The following is a 23825-nucleotide window of genomic DNA, read 5'->3' on the forward strand; positions in this document are numbered from 1 at the left end:
TCCCCAAGGAGACTATAGATGCGCCGCGATACCTTCCTCAAGACCCTGGCCGCGCTTGCCGCAGCAGGCGCCTTGCCCCTGACGGCCCGTGCGGCCGCCAACGTCAAGATGATGATTCCCGCCAATCCGGGTGGCGGCTGGGACACGACGGGCCGCGCGCTCGGCAAGGCGCTGGTGGACGCCAAGGTCGCCGACAGCGTGAGCTACGAGAACAAGGGCGGCGCCGCCGGCGCGCTGGGCTTGGCGCAGTTCGTCAACGGCAGCAAGGGCGACCCGAACGCGCTGATGGTGATGGGCGCCGTCATGCTGGGCGGCATCATCACCGGCAAACCGCCGGTCAGCCTCAGCCAGGCCACGCCGATCGCGCGCCTGACCAGCGAATACAACGTGTTCGTCCTGCCGGCCAACTCGCCGCTCAAGAGCATGGCCGACGTGGTCGCGCAATTGAAGAAAGATCCCGGCAGCGTGAAGTGGGGCGGCGGTTCGCGCGGCTCGACCGAGCACATCGCCGCGGCCATGATCGCGCGCGAAGTGGGCGTCGATCCGGCCAAGATCAACTATGTGGCCTTCCGCGGGGGCGGGGAAGCGACTGCGGCCATCCTGGGCGGCAACGTCACGGTGGGCGGCAGCGGCTACAGCGAGTTCGCCGAGTACATCAACACCGGCAAGATGAAGGCCATCGGCGTCACTTCCGCAAGCCGCCTGAAGGGCATCAACGTGCCCACGCTCAAGGAGCAGGGCATCAACGTGGAAATCGGCAACTGGCGCGGCGTCTACGGCGCGCCTGGCATCACGGCCGAGCAGCGCAAGCAGCTGACCGACTTGGTGCTGGCGGCCCTGAAGACCAAGAGCTGGGCCGAAGCGGTTGAAAAGAACAACTGGACTCCGGCGGTTCTGTCGGGTGCGGCGTTCGAGAAGTTCGTCGATGATGACTTTGCGAGCCTGCGCGCGACCATGGTCAAATCCGGCATGGTCTGACCAGACTGCGGATGTTCAGCGGCGCCCGGTCACACCGGGCGTTTTTTCGTGAATTCCCGGGGGAAAAGCTATGACACAAACTCGGAAGATGCAGACTGCTGTCGGCGGGGGCGTGCTCCTGATCGGGCTGGCGCTGGCAGGCGGCGCCCTGTCGATTCCATCGGCGGCAGGCTATGGGGGCGTGGGTCCCAATTTCCTGCCGTGGGTGGTGGCGGTTTCGCTGGTGGGCTGCGGCCTGCTGATCGTGCGCGAGGCGCTCACCGGCGGCTTTCGTGCCATGGATACTCCTTCGGGCGCCGAGCATCCCTATTGGCCGGCCTTCGCCTGGGTTTCCGCCGGGCTGCTCGCCAACGCCGCGCTGATCACCACTATAGGCTTCATCCTCAGCTGCACGCTGTGCTATGTGCTCGCCGTGCAGGGATTGCGGCGCGCGAGTGGACAGGATGCCGGCCACCCGCGCGGCCTGGCCATCGACGCATTCACGGGCGCCGCCATCGCCGCGCCCGTCTATTGGGCCTTCACGAAATTCCTGGGCATCAATTTGCCGGGATTGACCAGTTCTGGGTGGCTCTGACATGGACATACTCAACGCACTGCTGCAGGGCTTCGCCACCGCGATCAGCCCGGCGAACCTGTTGTGGGCCTTCATCGGCTGCGTGCTCGGCACCGCCGTGGGCGTCCTGCCCGGCATCGGCCCCGCTGTGGCCGTGGCCATGCTGCTGCCCATCACGGCCAAGGTCGAAGTCACGTCGTCGATGATCTTCTTCGCGGGCATCTACTACGGCGCCATGTACGGCGGCTCCACTACTTCCATCCTGCTGAACACGCCGGGCGAGACGGCGACCATGGTCACGGCCATGGAAGGCAACAAGATGGCCAAGAGCGGCCGTGCCGGCGCGGCGCTGGCCACGGCGGCGATCGGGTCGTTCGTGGCCGGGACCATCGCCACCGTGATCGTGACTCTCTTCGCTCCGGTGGTGGCCGAGTTCGCGGTCAAGCTCGGCCCGCCCGAGTACTTCATGCTGATGGTGCTGGCCTTCACCACGGTGAGCGCCGTCCTGGGCAAGAGCACGCTTCGCGGCATCACGGCGCTGCTGATCGGCCTGGCCGTGGGCTGCATCGGCCTGGACCAGATCTCCGGGCAGCCGCGCTACACGATGGGCAAACCGGAGCTGCTGGACGGCATAGAGATCGTGCTGGTGGCCGTCGGCCTGTTCGCCGTCGCCGAGGTGCTCTACGCGGCCATGTACGAAGGCCGCTCGGTCGAGGCGCAGAACCCCCTGAGCAAGGTCTACATGACCGGACGCGATTGGCGCCGTTCCGTTCCCGCCTGGCTGCGCGGAACCGCCATCGGGGCTCCTTTCGGCTGCATCCCCGCCGGTGGCACCGAGATCCCGACTTTCCTCAGCTATGCCACCGAGAAGAAGCTGGCCAAGGGCGAGAACCTGGCGGAGTTCGGAACCAAGGGAGCGATCGAGGGCGTCGCGGGACCCGAGGCCGCCAACAACGCCAGCGTGACGGCGGCGCTGATACCGCTGCTGACGCTGGGCATCCCCACTTCCAACACCACGGCCATCATGCTGGGGGCCTTCCAGAACTACGGCATCCAGCCCGGCCCGCAGCTGTTCAGCAGTTCCGCGGCGCTGGTGTGGGCGCTGATCGCTTCGCTGTATATCGGCAACGTGATGCTGTTGATCCTGAACCTTCCCATGGTGAAGCTCTGGGTCCAGCTGTTGAAGATCCCGAAGCCGCAGCTCTACGCCGGCATTCTGATCTTCGCGACCGTGGGTGCTTACGGCATGCGCCAAAGCACTTTCGACCTGGTCCTGCTGTACGGCATCGGCGTGTTTGGCGTGCTGATGCGGCGCTACGACTTCCCGACGGCTCCGGTCGTTGTCGGCATGATCCTCGGCCCGCTCGCGGAAGCGCAGCTTCGCAATGCGGTTTCGATCGGGGAGGGGAGTTTCAGCGTCTTCCTGCAGCGCCCGATGTCGCTTGGGCTGCTGGTGCTGGTGGTCGCGATCCTCGTGCTGCCGCGCCTGGCCAAAGCGCGCGCAGCGCGCCGGGCACAGGCGCCTATCTAAGCGGTTTCAGACCATGCCGGACAGGTACATGATGGCGCGCAGGCTGGAGAACTCGTATTCCACGAAGTCTTCGAACTCCTTGCCCACCATCACGGCCGGCGTCCAGCCATGCTTGGCCAGCGCTTCCGTCCATGCTTTCGACTTGGTGGCGGCGACCACCATGTTGGTAAGCGCGGCGCGGTCGTCGGCGCTGATGCCGGGCGCGGCGTAGACGCCGCGCCAGTTGCCCAGGATCACGTCGTAGCCCTGCTCCTTCATCGTGGGGATTGCGATGCCGGGGAGGCGCTTTTGCGAAGTGACGGCGATGGGGCGCATCTTGCCCGAGGCGATGTGCTCGGCGAACTCGCTGTAGCCGCTGCCACCCACGGTGACGCTGCCGCCAAGGATGGCGGAAATCGCTTCGCCGCCGCCGCGGAACGCCACGTAGTTGACCTTCTTGGGATCCACGCCGATATTGCGCGCCAGCATGCAGGCGGCGATGTGCTCGGTGGAGCCGCGCGAGCCGCCGCCCCATTTCACGCTGCCGGGGTCCTTCTTCAACTGGGCGACCACGTCCTTCATGGTCTTGAGCGGCGAGTCGGCCGGCACGACGAAGACGTTGTACTCGCTGGTGAGGCGGGCGATCGGCGTCGCCTGGCTCAGCTGGACGGGCGGCTTGCCGGTGATGATGCCTCCCAGCATGACGGCCCCCATCATCAATAGGGCATTGGGATCGTTCTTGCTGGCATTGGCGAACTGAGCCAGGCCGATGATGCCGGCCGCACCGCCGCGGTTTTCATATTGCACGCTGTCGGCGGCCTTCGCCTCGGTCAGCGCACGGCCCAGCACGCGCCCGGTGGTGTCCCAGCCGCCACCCGGATTGGCGGGGATCATCATCTTCAGGGTGGGTGCCGCATGCGCCGCAAGCGGCAGGCCGCCTGTGACCGCAAGTGCGGCGATGGACTTGAGGAAAGCGTCACGGCGCATGGAGTCTCCTGGTAGTTGGCTCTACAGGTTGACCGGGCGAGCTGTCGTTTGGCTGTCAGTCCTTCTCCTTCATCCTGGGGCAAACCCGGATTCGTGGCTCGCCCGGCAAGGTAGCATGCATGCGATGCCCGCGCCCCTTTCGTCACCCCAAACGCTGCCACTCGACGCACAGAGCATTCTGGAACTGGCCGCGCGCTCCATGTTCCAGCTGTTTTCCAGCATCAGCCAGGGCATGTTCCTGGTCGATCGGGCGGGCCGCATCGTGTGGGTCAACGAGGGCTACAAGCGGTTCCTTCCGGCCTTGGGCTTTTCATCGGTCGACCAGTTCGTGGGCCACATGGTCGACGACGTGGTGCCCAACACGCAGATGCGCAGGGTGCTGGAAACCGGCCAGGCCATCCTGATCGACCTGCTCACCAACCGGGCCGGCACGTTCGTGGTGAGCCGCCTGCCGCTGCGCGACGAGCAAAGCGGTGAGCTCATTGGCGCCATCGGCATCGTGCTGTTCGACCACCCCGAAACCACATTGCAGCCGTTGATCAGCAAGTTCGCGCACCTGCAGCGCGACCTGGACGACGCCCGCCGCGAACTGGCGAGCCAACGCCGCACCAAGTACACCCTGGCCAGCTTCGTCGGCGGCAGCCCGGCGGCGGTGGAGGTCAAGCGGCAAGCCAGACGGGCCGCGCTGTCGTCCAGCCCGGTTCTTCTGCTCGGTGAAACCGGCACCGGCAAGGAACTGCTGGCCCATGCGATCCACGCGGCTTCGGCCCGCGCTGCCGGACCGCTGGTCAGCGTCAACATCGCGGCCGTGCCCGACACCCTGCTCGAGGCGGAATTCTTCGGCGTGGCGCCGGGCGCCTACACCGGCGCCGACCGCAAGGGCCGCGACGGCAAGTTCAAGCTGGCCGACGGCGGCACGTTGTTCCTCGACGAGATCGGCGACATGCCGCCCAGCCTGCAGCCCAAACTGCTGCGCGCGCTGCAGGAAGGCGAGATCGAGCCGCTGGGCTCCAACAAGGTGATCCCCTTCGATGCCCGCGTCATCGCCGCCACCTCGCGCGATCTCGCGGCCTTGGTGCGCGAGGGCAAGTTCCGCGAGGACCTGTATTACCGTCTGAACGTTCTGCCGATTCGCGTGCCGCCGCTGCGCGAGAGAAGGCCCGACATCCCGGCCCTGGTCGAGGTGCTCGCGGAGGATATGGCGCTGCGCAGCGGGTCGGCGCCGCCGGAGCTCAGCGCCGACGCGGTCGCGCTGTTGTCGGCGCAGACCTGGCGCGGCAACATCCGCGAGCTGCGCAACGTGCTGGAACAGGCGGCGATGCGCAGCGATTCCCAGCACATCGAGGTGCAGCATCTCGAGGAAGTGCTGCGCGAGTCGGGCGTCAAGCAGATTGCCCCACCCATTCCAGCAGCGCCCATACCGACGGACGGCTCGCCGTCGCGGGTGCTGCGGCCCCTGGCCGAACAAGTGGCCGAACTGGAGCGGCGGGCGATAGACGCCGCGCTCACGGCGACCGGCGGCAACAAGCTGGCGGCCGCCAAACTGCTGGGAATTTCCCGCGCCAAGCTCTACGAGCGCCTGGAAGCCAGTGTCTGATTTTCAGACATATGTATGGCAATCAGTCAGATTGCGCTGTCTGAAAATCAGACACAGGAGAGCCGCGTAGTAAATTTTCCTTTATGAATCAACGAGGTTCAGATTGGCACGACACATGCTGTACTCAGCCGCTATCCGTAGTTACTAATAGGAGACATTCCATGCAACGTCGCACCTGGGTCGCGCTCGCAGCGCTCGCAGCCACCGCTTTCGCCTTGCCCCAAGCCTTCGCCCAAGGCAAGGACATCAAGATCGCCCACGTCTACAGCCGCACCGGCCCGCTCGAGGCCTATGGCAAGCAGACGCAGACCGGCCTGTTGATGGGCCTGGAGTACGCGACCGGCGGAACCATGACCGTGAACGGCCGCAAGATCGTGCTGATCGAAAAGGACGACCAGGGCAAGCCCGACCTGGGCAAGTCGCTGCTCGCCACCGCTTACTCCGACGACAAGGTGGATCTGGCCATCGGCCCGACCTCTTCGGGTGTGGCGCTGGCCATGCTGCCGGTCGCCGAGGAATACAAGAAGATCCTCCTGGTCGAGCCGGCCGTTGCCGATTCGATCACCGGCGAAAAATGGAACAAGTACATCTTCCGCACCGGGCGCAACAGCTCGCAGGACGCCATCTCCAATGCGGTGGCCCTGGACAAGCCGGGTGTCACCATCGCCACCCTGGCCCAGGACTATGCGTTCGGCCGTGACGGCGTGAAGGCCTTCAAGGAGTCGATCAAGACCGCCAAGATCGTCCATGAGGAATACCTGCCGGCCAACACCACCGACTTCACCGCGGGCGCGCAGCGCCTGATCGACAAGCTGAAGGACCAGCCCGGCCGCAAGGTGATCTGGATCGTCTGGGCCGGCTCCGGCAACCCGTTCAAGATCGCCGACCTCGACCTGAAGCGCTATGGCATCGAGATCGCCACCGGCGGCAACATCCTGCCGGCGATGGTGGCCTACAACCAGTTCCCGGGCATGGAAGGCGCGAGCTACTACTACTTCGGCTTCTCCAAGAACCAGCCCAACCTGTGGCTGGTGACCAACCACTACCAGCGCTTCCAGAGCCCGCCCGACTTCTTCACGGCCGGTGGCTTCTCCGCTGCCATGGCCATCGTCTCGGCGCTGAAGAAAACCAACGCCGACACCACCACCGACAAGCTCATCACCGCCATGGAAGGCATGAGCTTCGACACGCCCAAGGGCATGATGACCTTCCGCAAGGAAGATCACCAGGCCATGCAGTCGATGTACCACTTCCGCGTGGCGCCCGGCGCCAAGCAGGGCGCGATGGCCGACCTTCACCTCGTGAAGGAAATCAAGCCGTCGGAAATGAACGTGCCGATCCGCAACAAGCGGTAGACCGTTTCCACAGGGGCGGCCGCCCCTCTTTTTGCTTCGTTTGAGAAAACCCCCGGAGACACGGGGGGAGGGATCGGTTTGCCGATCACCAACTGGAGACAACTCAATGACGTTCAAATTGCTTCGTATATGCGCTGCTTCGGCGGCCCTGTTGTCGGGGGCGGCCTTCGCCGCGGTCAACCTGCCGGCCCTCAATATCGACAAGACCCAGACGACAGTCTCGGGCCTGTCGTCGGGCGGCTTCATGGCCGTTCAACTGCACGTGGCGTACTCCGCCACGTTCAAGAAGGGCGCCGGCGTCGTCGCGGGCGGGCCGTTCTACTGCGCCGAGGGGTCCGTGGTGAACGCCACCGGCCGCTGCATGGCGAGCCCGGCCGGTATCCCGACCAGCTCGCTGGTCAGCACCACCAACAACTGGGCGCAGCAAGGCCTGATCGACCCGGTCTCGAACCTGCAGAGCTCCAAGGTCTACATGTTCTCCGGCACGCTGGACGATGTGGTCAAGCCGGGCGTGATGGATGCGCTCAAGACCTACTACAACAGCTTCGTGCCGGCGGCCAATGTCGTCTACAAGAAGGACATCGCGTCCCAGCACGCTATGGTCACCGACGACTACGGCAGCGCCTGTTCGTTCAAGGGCGCGCCGTACATCAACGACTGCAACTTCGACCTGGCCGGCGCTATCCTGCAGCAGCTCTATGGCACGCTGAATCCCCGCAACGCCAACGTGCTGCCCGCCGCCAACTTCGTGCAGTTCAACCAGAGCCAGTTCATCACCGGCCACGGCATGGCGACCACCGGCTGGGCCTATGTCCCACAGGCCTGCAGCAGCGGAACACAATGCCGCGTTCACGTGGTGCTGCATGGTTGCAAGCAGAACGAGAACGACGTCCAGCAGCAGTACGTGAAGAACACAGGCTACAACCGCTGGGGGGACACCAACAATATCGTCATGCTCTATCCGCAGACCAGCGTGGCGGCCACCAACAGCTGCTGGGACTGGTGGGGCTACGACAGCGCTAACTACTCCAAGAAATCCGGCCCGCAGATGGTTGCGATCAAGGCGATGGTGGACCAGGTTTCCAGCGGCACGCCGGCATCCACGTTGCCGGCCCCGACCGGCGTGGCGACCTCGGGCGCGACCACCAGCACGATGAACATCGGCTGGAATGCCGTGACCGGCGCGACCGGCTACAACGTCTACCGGGCGGGCAACAAGGTGAACGCCTTGCCGGTGACGAGCACCGCCTACACGGACAGCGGCCTGGCGGCGGGCACCACGTATTCCTGGACCGTGAAATCGCTGGACGCCAACAACGCGGAGAGCGCTGCATCGGCTGCTGCCAGCGGCACCACCACCGGCGCACCGCCGCCAGTGGCCACCTGCTACACCTCGTCCAACTACGCCCACACGACCGCGGGCCGGGCCTACACGGCGGGTGGCTACACCTACGCCAACGGCTCCTCGCAGAACATGGGCCTGTGGAACGTTTTCATCACCACCACCTTGAAGAAGACCGGCACGAACTACTACGTGATCGGGACCTGCTCTTGAACAGTTGGGGACAGAGCTGAAGATCTGTCCCGCAAGCAATAAAGGAACCATGAGCCTACTCGCCACCAAGGACCTCACGATCCGCTTCGGCGGCCACGTGGCGGTGAACGCCGTGACCTGCGCTTTCCAGCCGGGCACGCTCACCGCCATCGTCGGCCCCAACGGCGCGGGAAAGACCACCTACTTCAACCTGATCTCCGGCCAGCTCAAGGCGAGCGCCGGGCAGGTCACGCTCGATGGGCGCGACCTGTCCGGCTTCTCGCCGTCCGAGCGCACCCGCGCCGGGCTGGGCCGGGCGTTCCAGCTCACCAACCTGTTCCCGCGCCTCACGGTGATGGAGAACATCCGGTTGGCCGTGCAGGCCACGCGGGAAGGGCCGCACCGGCACGGGCTGAATTTGTGGAGCATCTGGAGCGATCACCGTGAGCTGATGGAGCGCGCCGATGAGATCCTGGTGGCGGTGGCCTTGGCCGACAAGGAGAACGAACTGGTGGCCAACCTGCCGCACGGCGACCAGCGCAAGCTGGAGGTGGCCTTGTTGATGGCGCTGGAGTCGAAGGTGTTCATGTTCGACGAGCCGACCGCGGGCATGAATGCCGCCGAAGCGCCGGTGATCCTGAACCTGATCCGCAAGCTCAAGGAAGACCCGAGCAAGACCATCCTGCTGGTGGAGCACAAGATGGACGTGGTGCGCGAGCTGGCCGACCGCATCATCGTGCTGCACAACGGCACGCTGGTGGCCGACGGCGAACCGGCCGACGTGATCGCGTCGCCGATCGTGCAGGAAGCCTATCTGGGCGTGGCCGTGAAGGCGGAGGCCGCATGAACGAGAACCTGCTTACTCTGCAAGGCGTGCACACGCACATCGGCGCGTATCACATCCTGCACGGGGTGGACCTGTCGGTGCCGCGCGGCAAGCTCACCATGCTGCTGGGCCGCAACGGCGCCGGCAAGACCACCACGCTGCGCACCATCATGGGCCTGTGGCACGCATCCCAGGGCACCATTACCTTCAACGGCCAGGACATCACGAAGCACGCCACGCCGCAGATCGCGTCGATGAACGTGGCCTACGTGCCCGAGAACATGGGGATCTTCGCCGACCTCACCGTCAAGGAAAACATGCTGCTGGCCGCGCGCCAGGCCAAGCATGCCGGCCAGATGGACGAGAAGCGTCTGAAGTGGATCTTCTCGCTGTTCCCGGCGGTGGAGAAATTCTGGAACCATCCGGCCGGCAAGCTGTCCGGCGGGCAAAAGCAGATGCTGGCCGTGTCGCGGGCCATCGTGGAGCCGCGCGAGCTGCTGATCATCGACGAGCCCAGCAAGGGCCTGGCGCCCGCGATCATCAACAACATGATCGACGCCTTCGCGCAGCTCAAGGCGAGCGGCGTCACGATCCTGCTGGTGGAGCAGAACATCAATTTCGCCAAGCGGCTGGGCGACACCGTCGCCGTGATGGACAACGGCGTGGTGGTCCATGCGGGCTCCATGAAGGAACTGGCCGAAGACGAGGCCTTGCAACATTCGCTGCTGGGGTTGGCCATATGAAAAACATAGATTTCGACTGGAAGCCGATGGCGCTGGTGCCGGTGCTGGCGCTGGTGGTCCTGCCGTTCATCGGCTCGGGCTCGACCTGGGTCACGCTCACCGTCGCCGGCCTGGCGATGGGCATGATCATCTTCATCATCGCCTCGGGCCTGACCTTGGTGTTCGGCCTGATGGACGTGCTGAACTTCGGCCACGGCGTGTTCATCGCGCTGGGCGCCTTCGTGGCGACCAGCGTGCTGGGCAGCATGGGCGACTACACCTCGTCCGAGAGCCTGTGGCGCAACATGCTGGCGGTGCTGCCGGCCATGATCATCGCGATGCTGGTGGCCGGCGCTGTCGGCCTGGCCTTCGAACGCTTCATCGTGCGCCCCGTGTACGGCAACCACCTGAAGCAGATCCTGATCACCATGGGCGGCATGATCATCGGCGAAGAGCTGATCAAGGTGATCTGGGGCCCGCTGCAGATTCCGTTGCCCTTGCCACAGGGCATGCGCGGCGCCATCCTGCTGGGCGACGCGGCCGTGGAGAAGTACCGAGTCATCGCCGTCGTCGTGGGTCTGCTGGTGTTCGGCATCCTGCTGTGGGTGCTGACCCGCACCAAGATCGGCCTGTTGATCCGGGCCGGCGTGCAGGACCGCGAGATGGTCGAGTCGCTCGGCTACCGCATCAAGGTGCTATTCATCGGCGTGTTCGTGGTCGGCAGCGGCCTGGCGGGCCTGGGCGGCGTGATGTGGGGCCTGTACCAGCAGAACGTGATCCCGCAGATGGGGGCGCAGGTCAACGTGCTGATCTTCATCGTGCTGATCATCGGCGGCCTGGGGTCCACCACGGGTGCGCTGGTGGGGGCCTTGCTGGTCGGGCTGATGGCCAACTACACCGGCTTTCTCATTCCCAAGGCGGCGCTGTTCTCGAACATCGCGCTGATGATGGCCATCCTGTTGTGGCGGCCCCAGGGCGTCTACGCGCTGAGCAAGTGAGCACATAGCATGCTGAAGCGAATTCTTTCCAACGATTTCCCCCGCAACCGCATCCTGGCCGTCGTGCTGGTCGTGCTGCTGCTGGCCCTGGCCTTCATGCCGTTCATCTTCCCGGGCGTGAAAGCGCTGAACGTGGCGGCCAAGATCCTGGTGTTCGTCGTGCTCGTGGCCAGTTTCGACCTGCTGCTGGGCTATACGGGCATCGTGAGCTTTGCCCACACCATGTTCTTCGGCATCGGCGCCTATGGCATCGCCATTGCGTCCACGCGCATGGGACCGGGCTGGTCGGCGATCGTCGTGGGCCTGGCGGTGGCGCTGGCCTTGTCGTTCGTGCTGGCGCTGGTCGTCGGCCTTTTTTCGTTGCGGGTGCGGGCGATCTTCTTCTCGATGATCACGCTGGCGGTGGCGGCGGCATTCCAGACGCTGGCGTCGCAGCTGTCGGAGCTCACCGGCGGCGAGGACGGGCTCACTTTCAAGATGCCGGAAGTGCTGTCGCCCAGTTACCAGCTGTCCGAGACCCCGTTCCTGGGCGTCTCGCTGGACGGCCGGCTGATCTGCTATTACCTGCTGTTCGTCACGGCCCTGATCCTGCTGCTGGCGATGCTGCGCATCGTCAACTCGCCGTTCGGCCGGGTGCTGCAGGCGATTCGCGAGAACGAGTTCCGCGCCGAGGCGATCGGCTACCGGGTCGTGGTGTATCGCACTACCTCGAGCATCCTGTCGGCGCTGTTCGCCACCGTGGCGGGCGCGATGCTCGCCATCTGGCTGCGCTACAACGGGCCCGATACGTCGTTGTCCTTCGAGATCATGCTCGACGTGCTGCTGATCGTGGTCATCGGCGGCATGGGAACCATCTACGGCGCCGCCATCGGCTCGGGTGTGTTCGTGATCGCCCAGAGCTACCTGCAAGACCTTCTCAAGCTCGGCAGCGACGCCACATCGGGCCTGCCCTGGCTGTCGGCGCTGTTGTCGCCCGACCGCTGGCTGCTCTGGCTCGGGCTGCTGTTCGTGCTGTCCGTCTACTACTTTCCCACCGGTGTGGTGGGGCGCCTGCGGGCCATGCGCGCCCGTCCCTAGGAAGCAGCCATGAATTACAGCTCACGTTACGCGACCTGCGCGGGCCGCGAGATCCACTACACCGAGTGGGGCTCGCAGCACAGCCAAACGGTGATCGCATGGCATGGCCTGGCGCGCACCGGGCGCGATATGGACGAGCTGGCCGAGCACCTCTCCAGCCACTTCCGCGTCATTTGCCCGGACACCTTGGGGCGGGGCTTCAGCCAATGGAGTCCCGATCCGGGCAATGAATACACCTTGGCCTTCTACGCCAAGCTGGCCGCCGGGCTGTTCGACCAGCTGAAGATCGCCGAGGCGCATTGGGTCGGCACCTCGATGGGCGGCGCGATCGGCACCGTGTGCGCGGCAGGAATTTTCGAGCCGCAGCTCAAGGGGCGCATCAAGAGCCTCGTGATCAACGACAACGCCCCGCGCCTGGGCGAGGCGGCGCTTGCGCGCATCCGCGCTTACGCGGGCAGTCCGCCCGCATTCGACACGATGGCCCAGCTGGAGGCGTTCTTTCGCCAGGTGTACAAGCCGTTCGGCTGGCTCAGCGATGCGCAATGGCGGCGCCTGACCGAAACCTCGACGCGCCGTCTGCCCGATGGCCGCGTCACCCCGCATTACGACCCTGCGATGGTGCGGCAGTTCATCGATCATCCGAACGACTATGACCTGTGGGAACACTACGACGCGATCCAGATTCCCGTGCTTTGCCTGCGCGGCGCCGAGTCGGATCTCGTCCTGCGCGATGCCACGGAAGAAATGATGCGCAGGGGCCCGGGCCTGCTGGGGCTCGCAAGCGTTGTGGAGATACCCGGCTGCGGCCATGCGCCCGCATTGAACGTTCCGGAGCAGCTGAACCTGGTGACCGCGTTCATCGAGGCTAGCGCGGCGCTCCCATAGCCAGGGCCCTTTCACGCGAACGGGCCAGCGCCTCGGCATCGGCAGTCTCGCCGGTGGGCCAGCCCGCGAGGTGCTGCTGTGCGACGTTTCCGAGCGCTGCGATCCAGGCTGCCTCGTCGTTCAGGCAGGGGATGTAGTGAAAGTCCTTTCCTCCTGAAGTCAGGAAAGCCTGCCGGCCCTCCTGCGCGATTTCTTCCAGGGTTTCCAGGCAGTCCCCGGTGAAGCCGGGACAGACCACGTCGACTCGCGCCACGCGCCGAGCCAGCGCACGCAGGGTGGGATCGGTGTAGGGCTCCAGCCATTTCGCCTTGCCGAAACGCGACTGGAAGGTCACCGTGTACTGGTCTTTTTCCAGCCGCAGCTGGGTGGCCAGCAGACGCGCGGTCTTCTGGCATTGGCAGTGGTAAGGGTCGCCCAGATGCAGGGTGCGCTCGGGTACGCCGTGGAAGCTCATGACCAGGTGATCTCCGCGTCCGTGCTCCCGCCAATACCGCTCGACCCGCCGGACCAGCGCCTGCACGTAGCCGCGATCGTCGTGGTAGTGATTCACGAATCGCAGTTCCGGCAGGTGGCGAGTCCCGGCGGACCATGAGGCCACCGCGTCGACCAGGCTGGCCGTGGTCGTGCCGGAGTACTGCGGATAGGCCGGCAGGATGAGGATGCGGGTCGCGCCCTCGGCCTTGAGCGCCTCCAGCTGCGACGCGATCGAAGGGCTGCCGTAGCGCATGGCATAGCGCACCTTGACCCGGTGGCCATGCTCGCCCAGCCAGCCTTGCAGCAGTTTGGCTTGCTTGTCGGTCCACAACTTCAGCGGCGAGCCGTCGGGTGTCCAGATGGTGGCGTACTTGGCGGCAGACTTCGCCGATCGCAGCGGCAGGATCAGGCCGTACAGCAGGGGCAGCCACGCGATGCGGGGAATCTCGACGACCCGCGGATCACTCAGGAATTCGGCCAGATATCGCCGCACCGCCGCAGGCGTCGGCTCGTCTGGGGTGCCGAGGTTGCAATACAGCACCGCGATTTGCGGCGCCCGGCCGTGGGCAAAATCTGAAGAAGGCATGAGGTATTCTCACTGAATGCAGCCCCCACGTTCACTTCGTTCTCTGCCCCCCGAGGGGGCGCATGCCTGCCTAGAGGCGGCTCGTCGGAGGGCATGATGCTGGACCTTGCAAGAATCAAGGCCATCTCCTTGGACCTTGACGACACCCTGTGGCCGATCTGGCCCACCATCGAGCGGGCCGAGAAGGTGCTGCACGACTGGTTGGTGGAGCACGCGCCCATGGCCGCCGCGCTTTTTTCCAGTCCTTCAGCGTTGCGCGAAATTCGCGACTACATGGCGGCCAATCGGCCCGACCTGAAGAACGACCTGAGCGCCGTGCGCCGCGAGTCCATCCGCCTGGCGCTCTATAGGGCAGGAGAGAACCCGCTGCTGGCCGAGGAGGCATTCGAGGCCTTCTTTGCCGAACGCCAGCGGGTGACGCTGTACGAGGACGCCTTGCCTGCGCTGCAGTTCCTGTCGGAGCGCTTCCCGCTGGTGAGCCTGTCCAACGGCAACGCCGACCTGCAGCGAGTCGGCCTGGGCCCGTACTTCCGTGCGGCAATTTCGGCGCGCGAGTTCGGCGTGGGCAAGCCCGATTCGCGCATCTTCCACGCCGCCGCCGGCGCCGTGGACGTGACGCCCGCCGACGTGCTGCATGTGGGCGACGACGCCACCCTTGACGCGCTGGGCGCGCTCAACGCCGGCATGCAAGCGGCCTGGGTGAACCGCGCCGACCATCTCTGGCCGCACGAGGCGCAGCCTCAGGTCACGCTCACCAACCTGACCGAACTCTGCGAATTGTTCAGGGCGTAGGGGCAGGACGCGACCGTCCCCGCATCGCGGCACGCGGTACCCGGCAGGGGCTCATACTGTGGCGGTCGGCGCTTTCTGCGCCGACTCCGCTGCGAGGCTCGGCCTGGGGTCGGCGTCGCGAAACTCACTACGCGCCCCAAGGCCGCTGCGTTCAAACAGCCGCGACGAGTCAGTAACGAAGCGCTGCGCGCCCGCCCCCAGGCCGAGCCTCGCAGCCGCCACAGAAATCGCCCCCGCCGGGTACCGCCTGCCGCGAGCCAACGCGGTGGGCGTGCGGTGCGACGAATACCAACCACCTCTCTGCAAAGGCGTGTCCGGGCACGCCTTTGCCACGTGCCTTCTGCTTTGCCACCAGAGGCTTAGAGCCGGCCCAGCGCCTGGACCTTCCACGCCAGCCAGAACTTGCGCAGTGGCGTCAGGCTGACGCGCTGATGCAGCACCTGGAAACCGTCTCGCTCGATCTCGCGCAACAAGGTGCGGTAGATGCTGGCCATCATCAGCCCGGGTTTCTGGCTGCGCCGGTCGGCTGGCGGCAGCAGCGCCAGCGCCTGGTCATAGAGCTGCTGCGCGCGGTCGGCCTGGAACTTCATGAGCGCGGTGAAGCGGTCCGAGTACTTGCGGTTGAGGATCTCGTGGGCCTTCACGTCGAACTGCTGCAACTCGCTCACCGGCAGGTAGACACGTCCGCGCAGCGCGTCCTCGCCGACGTCGCGGATGATGTTGGTGAGCTGGAAGGCCAGCCCCAGCTTGTGGGCATATTCCGTTGTCTGCGGGTCGGCCTGGCCGAAGATGCGCGCCGAGACCTCGCCGACGATGCCGGCCACCAGGTGGCAGTAGCGCTCCAGGCCGGCAAAGTCGAGGTAGCGGGTCTGCTCCAGGTCCATCTGGCAGCCTTCGATCACCGCCTGGAGCTGCCGCTCTTCGATGCCGAAGTCGGCGGCGCAGGGCATCAGGGCCTTCATCACCGGGTGGCTGGCCTCGCCGCGGAAGGACTTGGCCACCTCGGCTTGCCACCAGGCGAGCTTGGTCCTCGCTATGCCCGGATCGCTGACTTCATCGACGACGTCGTCCACCTCGCGGCAGAAGGCATAGAAAGCCGTGATGGCGGCGCGGCGTGGCTTGGGCAGGAAGAGAAAGGCGTAATAGAAGCTGCTTCCCGAGGTAGCGGCCTTCTCCTGAACGTACTCTTGCGGTGTCATGGATGAGGATTGTCCCATCGCAGGCGGGCGAAGGACGATTGCAGCGCCGCGCGGCCTGCCAGCGTGAAGGCGAGGCGGGCCATCATCGTGCGGACTTCGTGGCGCGGCACCTTCACCTTGTGCCGCAGGCGCTGCGGGCCGGCCGACCGCATCAACGCCAGCGTCCGGGCTGCGAGCAACGCCGGCAGGGCGCTGGCGGCGCGCACCCTGCGGCTGTTGACGGCGTCGGCGTAGCGCATGCCGAGCGCGATCCGGTCCTGGGCATGGGCATGCCATCGCCGCCAGACAACTTCGAAGCGCTCCGGGTGGTTCAGGATGTCTTCTGGAGCCACCCCGGCAGCGGCGAGTTCGTCCGCCGGAAAGTAGCAGCGCCCCGCGGCCAGGTCGGCCCCGGCATCGCGCAGGATGTTCACCAGCTGCAGCCCCATGCCAAAGCCGCGACCGAGTTCGCGCATCTCCTGTTGCGGCAGCGTGGCAAAGCCAGGCAGGTGCCGAAAGCACAGATCCGTCCAGAACTCGCCCACGCAGCCGGCCACCAGGTAGGTGTATTCGTGCAGCTGCTCGGCCGAATCCAGCGCGCGCGGCGGCAGGTCCTGGCCAAAGCGCTCTATGTCGAGGGCTTGGCCCCGGGTGATGTGGCGAAGCACGGCGCGTACATCCTCACGGTCCGCCGGCGCCAGTTCATCCAGCCAGCGCAGGCAGTGGGGCAGGGCGCGGACGAGAGCGCGTTCTTGCGGATCTTGCTGCAGCGGGGCGAACGAGGCGGACAGGCGGGCCACGGCGAGTGCGGGGATCCGGCCATCGACGGCCGCGGCCCAGGTTTCCAGATGGGCCCGGCGCTCGCTTGGCCGTAGCTCAGCCGTGTCGGCCAGCGTATCGGCCGCGCGCGCCAGCAGGTAGGCCACCCCGATCGGCCGGCGCAGCGGAGCTGGCAGCAGGCGGATCGAGACATAAAAGGAGCGCGAAACCCCGCGCAGGAGCACCAGCATGTGGGGGTTTGAGCGATCGGCAGGGGACATGGTCAAAGCCCCGGATTGTCGCTTGACAAGCATAGGCAATTACCCTAGATTACTAACCGGTCAGTCATTAGTGACTTTATTCGCATACTTTCAGCTCAGGTCAGCCATGCCTAAACTGCCTTCACCGCTCCATTCGCGCTACACACTCGCACTTGCCCTGGCTGCCTCGCTGGCAGTCGCGGCCTGCTCCAAGACCGAGGCGAACCCGGAGCCGGTTCGCGCCGTCAAGGTGATGACCGTGGGGGTCGATACCTTCAAATCGGGCTACGAATTCGCGGGCGAAGTGCGGCCTCGGGTGGAGTCCCGGCTGGGATTTCGGGTGGCCGGCAAGATCGTCAAGCGCCAGGCAGAACTGGGCCAGCGAGTGAAGGCCGGTCAGGTCCTGGCGCAGCTGGATCCCCGTGACTTTCAATTGGCCGCCGACGCGGCCCGCGCGCAGGTCGCGGCTGCCAGCACCAATCGCGATCTGGCGGCCGCTGACTTCAAGCGCTACGCCACCCTGAAGGACCAGAACTTCATCAGCGGCGCCGAACTCGAGCGCCGCGAAACTTCCCTGAAAGCGGCCCAGGCGCAGCTCGATCAGGCCAAGGCGCAGCTCGCGTCGCAGGGCAACCAGGCCGGCTACACCAACCTCGTTGCCGACGTCTCCGGCGTGGTCACCGCCGTCGAGGCCGAGTCGGGCCAGGTGGTGACCGCCGGCACGCCGATCGTGCGCATCGCCCAGGACGGGCCGCGCGACGTGGTGTTCTCGGTACCCGAAGACAAGATCGTGGCCATCAAGCCGGGCTCCGACGTGTCGGTGCGCGTCTGGGCGAACGGCGGCACGGCGCTCCCAGGCAAAGTGCGTGAAGTCGCCGCCAGCGCCGACCCGGTGACGCGGACCTATTCCGTCAAGGTGTCGCTCGACGCCGCCACAGCACCGGCGCTGGGCTCCACGGCCTATGTGTCGCCGCAGGCCCTCAGCCATGTCGGCACGCCCGTGATCAAGCTGCCGACCGGCGCGCTGCGCAAGGAAGGGGCGGGCACGGCGGTCTGGGTGCTCGACAAGGCGACCATGACGGTGAAATCGCAGCCGGTGCAGATCGCCACGGCCGACGGCAACGAAGCCGTGATCGCTGCCGGCCTGCAACCGGGCATGCTGGTGGTTTCCGCCGGTGTGCACGTGCTGTCGCCCGGGCAGAAGGTGACGATCTACCAGGAGAAGGTGTCGGCGGTGAATGCCGTGGCCCAGGCGCCCTCGACGTTGCCTGTCGCGAAGTGAGGCTGCCATGACGCAGATCCAACCGAAAGAGGGTTTCAACCTCTCCAAATGGGCGCTCGATCACCCCGCGCTCACGCGCTACCTGATGGTCGTGCTGATGCTGCTTGGCTTCGTCTCGTACTTCCAGCTGGGCCAGGACGAAGATCCGCCGTTCACCTTCCGCGCCATGGTGGTTCGCACCTACTGGCCCGGCGCCACCGCGCAACAGGTCGCCGAACAGGTGACCGACAAGATCGAGCGGGCGCTGCAGGAAGCGCCCTATGCCGACAAGATCCGCAGCTACTCCAAGCCGGGCGAGTCGCAGATCATTTTCCAGATCAAGGATTCGTCCAAGCCGGGTGACGTGGCCAATGTCTGGTACACGGTGCGCAAGAAAATCGGCGACATGCGCTTCCAGCTGCCCGGAGGCATCCAGGGCCCGTTCTTCAACGATGATTTCGGTGACGTCTACGGCGTGATCTACGCGCTGGAGTCGGATGGCGGCTTCAACTATGCCGAACTCAAGACCTTCGCCGATGACGTGCGCCAGCAACTGCTGCGGGTGCCGGACGTCGCCAAGGTCGAACTGTTCGGCGTGCAGGACGAGAAGCTCTACGTCGAGATTTCGCAGAAGCGCCTGGCGCAGCTGGGGCTGGACCTGAACCAGGTGCTGCAGCAGCTGGGGCAGCAGAATGCCGTCGAATCCGCGGGCGCCGTGCAGACACCGCTGGACGTGGTGCAAGTGCGCGTCGGCGGGCAGTTCGAGGCGGTGGAGGAGCTGCGGGCCATGCCGATCCGCGGTACCTCGGGCAACCAGCTGCGCCTGGGCGATATCGGCGAGATCAAGCGCGGCTACGCCGACCCGCCGGTCGTCAAGGTGCGGCACCAGGGCAAGGAAGTCATCGCGCTGGGCGTCTCCATGGCCAAGGGCGGCGACATCATCAAGCTAGGCAAGTCGCTGAAGACGACGTTCAACCGCATCGAGGACGGCCTGCCGGCCGGCATCAAGCTGGTGCAGATCCAGGACCAGCCGAGCGCCGTTTCCAACTCCGTCAACGAGTTCGTGCGCACGCTCATCGAGGCCGTGCTCATCGTGCTGGCGGTCAGCTTCATCGCGCTGGGCCTGCACAAGCGCCCCGATGCCGCCACGCTCCCCTTGTGGAAGCGCTACTACGTGGACATGCGGCCCGGCCTGGTGGTGGGCATCACGATTCCCCTGGTGCTGGCCGTCACCTTCCTGGCCATGGACTACTGGGGCATCGGCCTGCACAAGATTTCGCTGGGGTCTCTGATCATCGCGCTGGGCCTGCTGGTGGACGACGCCATCATTGCCGTGGAGATGATGGTGCGCAAGATGGAGGAGGGCTACGACAAGGTCCGCGCCGCCACCTTCGCCTACGAGATCACGGCCATGCCCATGCTGACCGGCACGCTGATCACGGCGACCGGCTTCCTGCCGATCGGCATGGCGAAATCGACCGTGGGCGAGTACACCTTCGCCATCTTCGCGGTGACGGTGATCGCCCTGGTTCTGAGCTGGCTGGTGTCGGTGTATTTCGTTCCCTACCTGGGCACCTTGCTGCTCAAGCCCAAGCCGGTTCCCGCCAGCGGCGACCATCAAGAGCATTTCGACACGCCGTTCTACCGCACCTTCCGCCGCATGGTCGACTGGTGCGTCGAGCACCGCTGGATCACCATCGGCGCCACGCTGCTGATATTCGCACTGGGCATCGTCGGTATGGGCCAGGTGCAGCAGCAGTTCTTCCCCGATTCCAGCCGCCCGGAGATCATGGTGGACGTCTGGTTCCCCGAGGGAACCTCGTTCGCGGCCAACGAAGAAGTCACCAAGCGGGTGGAACAGCGCCTGCGCAGCGAAGCGGGCGTCACCGCCGTGAGCACCTGGGTCGGTTCGGGCGTGCCGCGCTTCTACCTGCCTCTGGACCAGGTGTTCCCGCAGACCAACGTCTCGCAGTTCATCGTGCTGCCGAAAGACCTGAAAGTGCGCGAGACGCTGCGCGTCAAGCTGCCCGCCTTGCTGGCGCAGGAATTCCCGGAGGTGCGCGGCCGCGTCAAGCTGCTGCCCAATGGCCCGCCTGTTCCTTACCCCGTGCAGTTCCGCGTCGTCGGGCCCGACCCCGTCGGCTTGCGCGAGCGTGCCGACGAGGTGAAGGCCGTGATGCGCGCCAGCCCCAATACGCGCGGCGTGAACGACAACTGGAACGAGTCGGTGAAGGTGCTGCGCCTGGAAGTGGACCAGTCCAAGGCGCGCGCGCTGGGCGTGACCAGCCAATCCATCGCCCAGGCCTCCAAGACCATCCTCACGGGTACCAACGTGGGCCAGTACCGCGAGGGCGACAAGCTGATCGACATCGTGCTGCGCCAGCCGCTGGACGAGCGCAACGCCATCACCGATATCGCCAACGCCTACCTGCCGACGGCCTCGGGCAAGTCGATCCCGCTGACCCAGATCGCCAAGCCGGTGTTCACCTGGGAGCCGGGCGTGATGTGGCGCGAGAACCGCGACTATGCGATCACGGTGCAGGGCGACATGGTCGAGGGCCTGCAAGGCGCGACCGTCACCAACGAGTTGCTGCCGCAGCTGAAGGCGCTGGAAAAGAAGTGGCCGCTCGGCTATTCGATCCAGGTGGCCGGTGCCGTGGAGGAGAGCTCCAAGGGCTCGTCTTCGATTTCGGCCGGCATCCCCATCATGCTGTTCATCACGTTCACGCTGTTGATGCTGCAGCTGCACAGTTTCAGCCGCGCCATGCTGGTGTTCCTGACCGGGCCACTCGGCATTGCCGGCGTGGCGGGCGCATTGCTGTTGCTGGGACGGCCGTTCGGCTTCGTCGCGTTGCTGGGCGTGATCGCGCTCATGGGCATGATCCAGCGCAACTCGGTGATCCTCATCGACCAGATCGAGCAGGACCGCGCCCGCGGCGTGCCGACCTGGGACGCGATCGTCGAATCCGCCGTGCGGCGCCTGCGTCCCATCGTGCTCACGGCCGCAGCCGCCGTGCTGGCCATGATCCCGCTGTCGCGCTCGGTGTTCTGGGGGCCCATGGCCGTGGCGATCATGGGCGGGCTGATCGTCGCCACGGTGCTGACCCTGCTGGCTTTGCCGGCGATGTACGCAGCCTGGTTCAGGGTCAAGCGGGGGGATGTCGCTCCCAATGAGCCCGGCTTCGCGGGGGCCGTTCCCATTCCCGCGTAAAATAGAAGGTTGACCGAATTTGGGCGGGCGGTCGGGTTATCCGACCGCCCGCTTTGACTTTGAGCTTAAGCGCGGGTGGCGAAATTGGTAGACGCACCAGGTTTAGGTCCTGACGCCAGCAATGGTGTGGGGGTTCGAGTCCCCCCCCGCGCACCAGAACACATTTAATCCAAGAGAGATCCATCATGGCCGTGACCGTTGAAACCCTTGAGAAGCTGGAACGCAAGATGACGCTGATGCTGCCCGTCAACGTCATCCAATCCGAAGTCGATTCCCGCCTGAAGCGCCTGGCGCGCACCGTGAAGATGGACGGTTTCCGTCCGGGCAAGGTGCCGATGACCGTCGTGGCCCAGCGCTACGGCTACTCGGTGCACTACGAGGTGATGAACGACAAGGTGGGCGAGGCGTTTGCCCAGGCCGCCAACGAGGCCAAGCTGCGCGTCGCCGGCCAGCCCAAGATCACCGAGAAGGAAGAGTCGCCCGAAGGCCAGCTGGCCTTCGACGCGGTGTTCGAGGTCTATCCCGAAGTGAAGATCGGCGACCTGGCTACCGCCGAAGTCGAGAAGCTCGGCACCGAGGTGACCGAGGCCGCCATCGACAAGACGCTGGACATCCTGCGCAAGCAGCGCCGCACCTTCGCCCAGCGCGCGCAGGACGCCGCTGCCCAGGAAGGCGACCGCGTGACCGTGGACTTCGAAGGCAAGATCGACGGCGAGACCTTCCAGGGCGGCAAGGCCGAAGACTTCCAGTTCCTGGTCGGCGAAGGCCAGATGCTCAAGGAATTCGAAGATGCCGTGCGCGGCATGAAAGCCGGCGAAAGCAAGACTTTCCCGCTGGCCTTCCCGGCCGACTATCACGGCAAGGACGTGGCGGGCAAGCAGGCCGATTTCATGGTCACCGTCAAGAAGATCGAAGCGGCGCACCTGCCCGAGGTCAACGAGGCCCTGGCCAAGTCGCTGGGCATCGCCGACGCGACCGTTGAAGGCCTGCGCGCCGACATCAAGAAGAACCTCGAGCGCGAAGTCAAGTTCCGCCTGCTGGCCAAGAACAAGCAGGCCGTCATGGATGCGCTGGTCGCCAAGGCCGAGCTGGATTTGCCCAAGTCGAGCGTGCAGGCCGAAGTGGACCGCATGATCGAAGGCGCCCGCGCCGACCTGAAGCAGCGCGGCGTCAAGGACGCCGACAAGCTGCCCGTTCCCGATGACATGTTCCGCCCGCAAGCCGAACGCCGCGTGCGGCTGGGCCTGGTGGTCGCCGAACTGGTACGCATCAACAACCTGCATGCCAAGCCCGAGCAGGTCAAGGCCCACGTTGAAGAGCTGGCGGCGAGCTACGAAAAGCCGACCGACGTGGTGCGCTGGTACTACAGCGACAACCGCCGCCTCGCCGAGGTCGAAGCCATCGTGATTGAGAACAATGTCACGGACTTCGTGTTGAAGCAGGCCAAGGTGGTCGACAAGAACGTGTCCTTCGACGACCTGATGGGCCAGCAGGGGTAAGGCATCGTCATGCCGGGCCTGTCCGGCATCCCACAGGGGCTTGCAGTCTCGGCCGCAAGCCCCATTTGCTTTTGGCGATAAAGTACACCCCAGCAAACGGAGTCTTCCCATGAGTTCACTTGAAACCCAGGCCCTCGGCATGGTGCCGATCGTCATCGAGCAATCCGGCCGTGGCGAACGGTCGTATGACATCTATTCGCGCCTGCTGCGCGAACGCGTGATTTTCCTGGTCGGTCCGGTGAACGACCAGACGGCCAACCTGGTGGTGGCGCAGCTGCTGTTCCTGGAGAGCGAAAACCCGGACAAGGACATCTCGTTCTACATCAACTCGCCGGGCGGCAGCGTGAGCGCCGGCATGGCGATCTACGACACGATGAACTTCATCAAGCCCGACGTTTCCACGCTGTGCACCGGCATGGCCGCGAGCATGGGCGCCTTCCTGCTGGCCGCCGGCGCCAAGGGCAAGCGCTTCTCGCTGCCGAACTCCAAGGTCATGATCCACCAGGTGCTGGGCGGCGCGCAGGGCCAGGCGACCGACATCGAGATCCATGCCAAGGAAATCCTGAAGACCAAGGAAACGATGAACCGCATCCTGGCCGAGCGCACGGGCCAGCCGATCGAGAAGATCCGGAACGACACGGAGCGTGACTATTTCCTCGATGCCGAGGAGGCCAAGGCCTACGGTCTGGTTGATCAGGTGATCTCCAGGCGCCCTTGAGGGGTCAAAAACCTCTGGTTGCATCGCAGCAACGGCGTTTCCTGTAACACGGGAAGCGCCGTTCT

The 23825-nt window shown here is 65.4% G+C and carries 20 protein-coding genes and 1 tRNA gene; 17 read left to right on the forward strand and 4 right to left on the reverse strand.

Translation table 11 applies throughout. The annotated features are described in order from the left end of the window. Positions 1–18 precede the first annotated feature (18 nt). The 3 genes from HNE04_RS17785 to HNE04_RS17795 all read left to right on the forward strand — a co-directional run bounded on the left by HNE04_RS17785 (position 19) and on the right by HNE04_RS17795 (position 3062). The gene (locus HNE04_RS17785; protein WP_172222034.1) at positions 19–978 is read left to right on the forward strand and encodes a Bug family tripartite tricarboxylate transporter substrate binding protein; all 960 of its coding nucleotides are present in this window, start codon (positions 19–21) and stop codon (positions 976–978) included. Positions 979–1066: 88 nt separating this feature from the next. Then, positions 1067–1552, forward strand: coding sequence for a tripartite tricarboxylate transporter TctB family protein (locus HNE04_RS17790; RefSeq protein ID WP_235965138.1), 486 nt, complete (start codon positions 1067–1069; stop codon positions 1550–1552). A gap of 1 nt (position 1553) precedes the next feature. Beyond that, positions 1554–3062: a tripartite tricarboxylate transporter permease gene (locus HNE04_RS17795; protein WP_172222040.1), complete on the forward strand. Its 1509-nt coding sequence runs from the start codon at positions 1554–1556 to the stop codon at positions 3060–3062. A 6-nt stretch (positions 3063–3068) separates the two neighbouring features. Here HNE04_RS17795 and HNE04_RS17800 read toward each other — a convergent pair whose 3' ends face one another. Then, entirely contained in the window at positions 3069–4028 is a 960-nt protein-coding gene (locus tag HNE04_RS17800; RefSeq protein ID WP_172222043.1) for a Bug family tripartite tricarboxylate transporter substrate binding protein, read from the reverse strand. A gap of 124 nt (positions 4029–4152) precedes the next feature. On the opposite strand from HNE04_RS17800, the gene HNE04_RS17805 reads away from it, so the two are divergent. The 8 genes from HNE04_RS17805 (at position 4153) to HNE04_RS17840 (ending at position 13022) form a co-directional block, all read left to right on the forward strand. After that, entirely contained in the window at positions 4153–5625 is a 1473-nt protein-coding gene (locus HNE04_RS17805) for a sigma-54 interaction domain-containing protein (protein ID WP_172222046.1), read from the forward strand. A 161-nt stretch (positions 5626–5786) separates the two neighbouring features. Beyond that, positions 5787–6980, forward strand: a complete 1194-nt coding sequence (locus HNE04_RS17810; protein ID WP_172222049.1) for a substrate-binding domain-containing protein — start codon at positions 5787–5789, stop codon at positions 6978–6980. Between the two features lie 106 nt (positions 6981–7086). Beyond that, on the forward strand, positions 7087–8535 hold the full coding sequence (locus HNE04_RS17815) for an extracellular catalytic domain type 2 short-chain-length polyhydroxyalkanoate depolymerase (RefSeq protein WP_172222052.1): 1449 nt from the start codon (positions 7087–7089) through the stop codon (positions 8533–8535). Positions 8536–8584: 49 nt separating this feature from the next. Next, positions 8585–9361 (forward strand): ABC transporter ATP-binding protein, encoded by a 777-nt coding sequence (locus HNE04_RS17820; RefSeq protein ID WP_172222055.1) that lies wholly within the window; start codon positions 8585–8587, stop codon positions 9359–9361. Beyond that, a complete protein-coding gene (locus HNE04_RS17825) occupies positions 9358–10083 on the forward strand; it encodes an ABC transporter ATP-binding protein (RefSeq protein ID WP_172222058.1) in 726 nt (241 codons plus the stop codon). Before HNE04_RS17820 ends, HNE04_RS17825 begins: the two co-directional genes overlap by 4 nt. Further along, on the forward strand, positions 10080–11060 hold the full coding sequence (locus HNE04_RS17830) for a branched-chain amino acid ABC transporter permease (RefSeq protein ID WP_172222061.1): 981 nt from the start codon (positions 10080–10082) through the stop codon (positions 11058–11060). The genes HNE04_RS17825 and HNE04_RS17830 overlap by 4 nt, the downstream gene beginning before the upstream one ends. Before the next feature lie 9 nt (positions 11061–11069). Further along, the gene (locus HNE04_RS17835; RefSeq protein WP_172222064.1) at positions 11070–12137 is read left to right on the forward strand and encodes a branched-chain amino acid ABC transporter permease; all 1068 of its coding nucleotides are present in this window, start codon (positions 11070–11072) and stop codon (positions 12135–12137) included. Between the two features lie 9 nt (positions 12138–12146). Further along, positions 12147–13022 carry an alpha/beta fold hydrolase gene (locus tag HNE04_RS17840; protein ID WP_172222067.1) on the forward strand — a complete coding sequence of 292 codons (876 nt, stop codon included), beginning with the start codon at positions 12147–12149 and terminating at the stop codon, positions 13020–13022. On the opposite strand, the gene hemH is transcribed toward HNE04_RS17840, so the two are convergent. Then, a complete protein-coding gene (hemH, locus tag HNE04_RS17845) occupies positions 13003–14082 on the reverse strand; it encodes a ferrochelatase (RefSeq protein ID WP_172222070.1) in 1080 nt (359 codons plus the stop codon). The two genes, HNE04_RS17840 and hemH, sit on opposite strands and share 20 nt — an antisense overlap. Before the next feature lie 96 nt (positions 14083–14178). Here hemH and HNE04_RS17850 point away from each other — a divergent pair, with 96 nt between their 5' ends. Then, positions 14179–14874 carry an HAD family hydrolase gene (locus HNE04_RS17850; protein ID WP_172222306.1) on the forward strand — a complete coding sequence of 232 codons (696 nt, stop codon included), beginning with the start codon at positions 14179–14181 and terminating at the stop codon, positions 14872–14874. A gap of 359 nt (positions 14875–15233) precedes the next feature. Here HNE04_RS17850 and hpnD read toward each other — a convergent pair whose 3' ends face one another. Continuing rightward, positions 15234–16073: a presqualene diphosphate synthase HpnD gene (hpnD, locus tag HNE04_RS17855; RefSeq protein WP_172222073.1), complete on the reverse strand. Its 840-nt coding sequence runs from the start codon at positions 16071–16073 to the stop codon at positions 15234–15236. Further along, the gene (locus HNE04_RS17860; RefSeq protein WP_235965140.1) at positions 16070–17092 is read right to left on the reverse strand and encodes a squalene/phytoene synthase family protein; all 1023 of its coding nucleotides are present in this window, start codon (positions 17090–17092) and stop codon (positions 16070–16072) included. The genes hpnD and HNE04_RS17860 overlap by 4 nt, the downstream gene beginning before the upstream one ends. A gap of 106 nt (positions 17093–17198) precedes the next feature. Between HNE04_RS17860 and HNE04_RS17865 the strand changes: the two genes are divergently transcribed. From HNE04_RS17865 to clpP, 5 genes are all read left to right on the forward strand, one after another. Further along, positions 17199–18353: an efflux RND transporter periplasmic adaptor subunit gene (locus tag HNE04_RS17865; RefSeq protein WP_172222079.1), complete on the forward strand. Its 1155-nt coding sequence runs from the start codon at positions 17199–17201 to the stop codon at positions 18351–18353. Positions 18354–18360: 7 nt separating this feature from the next. Continuing rightward, positions 18361–21543, forward strand: a complete 3183-nt coding sequence (locus tag HNE04_RS17870; protein ID WP_172222082.1) for an efflux RND transporter permease subunit — start codon at positions 18361–18363, stop codon at positions 21541–21543. 69 nt (positions 21544–21612) lie between these two features. Next, positions 21613–21699 (forward strand) — tRNA-Leu (locus HNE04_RS17875). A gap of 29 nt (positions 21700–21728) precedes the next feature. Further along, positions 21729–23042 carry a trigger factor gene (tig, locus tag HNE04_RS17880; RefSeq protein WP_172222084.1) on the forward strand — a complete coding sequence of 438 codons (1314 nt, stop codon included), beginning with the start codon at positions 21729–21731 and terminating at the stop codon, positions 23040–23042. 109 nt (positions 23043–23151) lie between these two features. Next, the gene (gene clpP / locus HNE04_RS17885; RefSeq protein WP_172222086.1) at positions 23152–23760 is read left to right on the forward strand and encodes an ATP-dependent Clp endopeptidase proteolytic subunit ClpP; all 609 of its coding nucleotides are present in this window, start codon (positions 23152–23154) and stop codon (positions 23758–23760) included. The last annotated feature ends 65 nt before the right edge of the window (positions 23761–23825 follow it).

Source organism: Caenimonas soli (assembly GCF_013155545.1).
GTDB classification, from domain to species: domain Bacteria; phylum Pseudomonadota; class Gammaproteobacteria; order Burkholderiales; family Burkholderiaceae_C; genus Ramlibacter; species Ramlibacter soli.

What these genes read in the sequence shown, in the direction of transcription:
- HNE04_RS17785 (WP_172222034.1), top strand. Translation starts at nt 19, where the DNA reads ATGCGCCGCGATACCTTCCTCAAGACCCTGGCCGCGCTTGCCGCAGCA.
- HNE04_RS17790 (WP_235965138.1), top strand. Translation starts at nt 1,067, where the DNA reads ATGCAGACTGCTGTCGGCGGGGGCGTGCTCCTGATCGGGCTGGCGCTG.
- HNE04_RS17795 (WP_172222040.1), top strand. Translation starts at nt 1,554, where the DNA reads ATGGACATACTCAACGCACTGCTGCAGGGCTTCGCCACCGCGATCAGC.
- HNE04_RS17800 (WP_172222043.1), bottom strand. Translation starts at nt 4,028, where the DNA reads ATGCGCCGTGACGCTTTCCTCAAGTCCATCGCCGCACTTGCGGTCACA.
- HNE04_RS17805 (WP_172222046.1), top strand. Translation starts at nt 4,153, where the DNA reads ATGCCCGCGCCCCTTTCGTCACCCCAAACGCTGCCACTCGACGCACAG.
- HNE04_RS17810 (WP_172222049.1), top strand. Translation starts at nt 5,787, where the DNA reads ATGCAACGTCGCACCTGGGTCGCGCTCGCAGCGCTCGCAGCCACCGCT.
- HNE04_RS17815 (WP_172222052.1), top strand. Translation starts at nt 7,087, where the DNA reads ATGACGTTCAAATTGCTTCGTATATGCGCTGCTTCGGCGGCCCTGTTG.
- HNE04_RS17820 (WP_172222055.1), top strand. Translation starts at nt 8,585, where the DNA reads ATGAGCCTACTCGCCACCAAGGACCTCACGATCCGCTTCGGCGGCCAC.
- HNE04_RS17825 (WP_172222058.1), top strand. Translation starts at nt 9,358, where the DNA reads ATGAACGAGAACCTGCTTACTCTGCAAGGCGTGCACACGCACATCGGC.
- HNE04_RS17830 (WP_172222061.1), top strand. Translation starts at nt 10,080, where the DNA reads ATGAAAAACATAGATTTCGACTGGAAGCCGATGGCGCTGGTGCCGGTG.
- HNE04_RS17835 (WP_172222064.1), top strand. Translation starts at nt 11,070, where the DNA reads ATGCTGAAGCGAATTCTTTCCAACGATTTCCCCCGCAACCGCATCCTG.
- HNE04_RS17840 (WP_172222067.1), top strand. Translation starts at nt 12,147, where the DNA reads ATGAATTACAGCTCACGTTACGCGACCTGCGCGGGCCGCGAGATCCAC.
- hemH (WP_172222070.1), bottom strand. Translation starts at nt 14,082, where the DNA reads ATGCCTTCTTCAGATTTTGCCCACGGCCGGGCGCCGCAAATCGCGGTG.
- HNE04_RS17850 (WP_172222306.1), top strand. Translation starts at nt 14,179, where the DNA reads ATGCTGGACCTTGCAAGAATCAAGGCCATCTCCTTGGACCTTGACGAC.
- hpnD (WP_172222073.1), bottom strand. Translation starts at nt 16,073, where the DNA reads ATGACACCGCAAGAGTACGTTCAGGAGAAGGCCGCTACCTCGGGAAGC.
- HNE04_RS17860 (WP_235965140.1), bottom strand. Translation starts at nt 17,092, where the DNA reads ATGTCCCCTGCCGATCGCTCAAACCCCCACATGCTGGTGCTCCTGCGC.
- HNE04_RS17865 (WP_172222079.1), top strand. Translation starts at nt 17,199, where the DNA reads ATGCCTAAACTGCCTTCACCGCTCCATTCGCGCTACACACTCGCACTT.
- HNE04_RS17870 (WP_172222082.1), top strand. Translation starts at nt 18,361, where the DNA reads ATGACGCAGATCCAACCGAAAGAGGGTTTCAACCTCTCCAAATGGGCG.
- tig (WP_172222084.1), top strand. Translation starts at nt 21,729, where the DNA reads ATGGCCGTGACCGTTGAAACCCTTGAGAAGCTGGAACGCAAGATGACG.
- clpP (WP_172222086.1), top strand. Translation starts at nt 23,152, where the DNA reads ATGAGTTCACTTGAAACCCAGGCCCTCGGCATGGTGCCGATCGTCATC.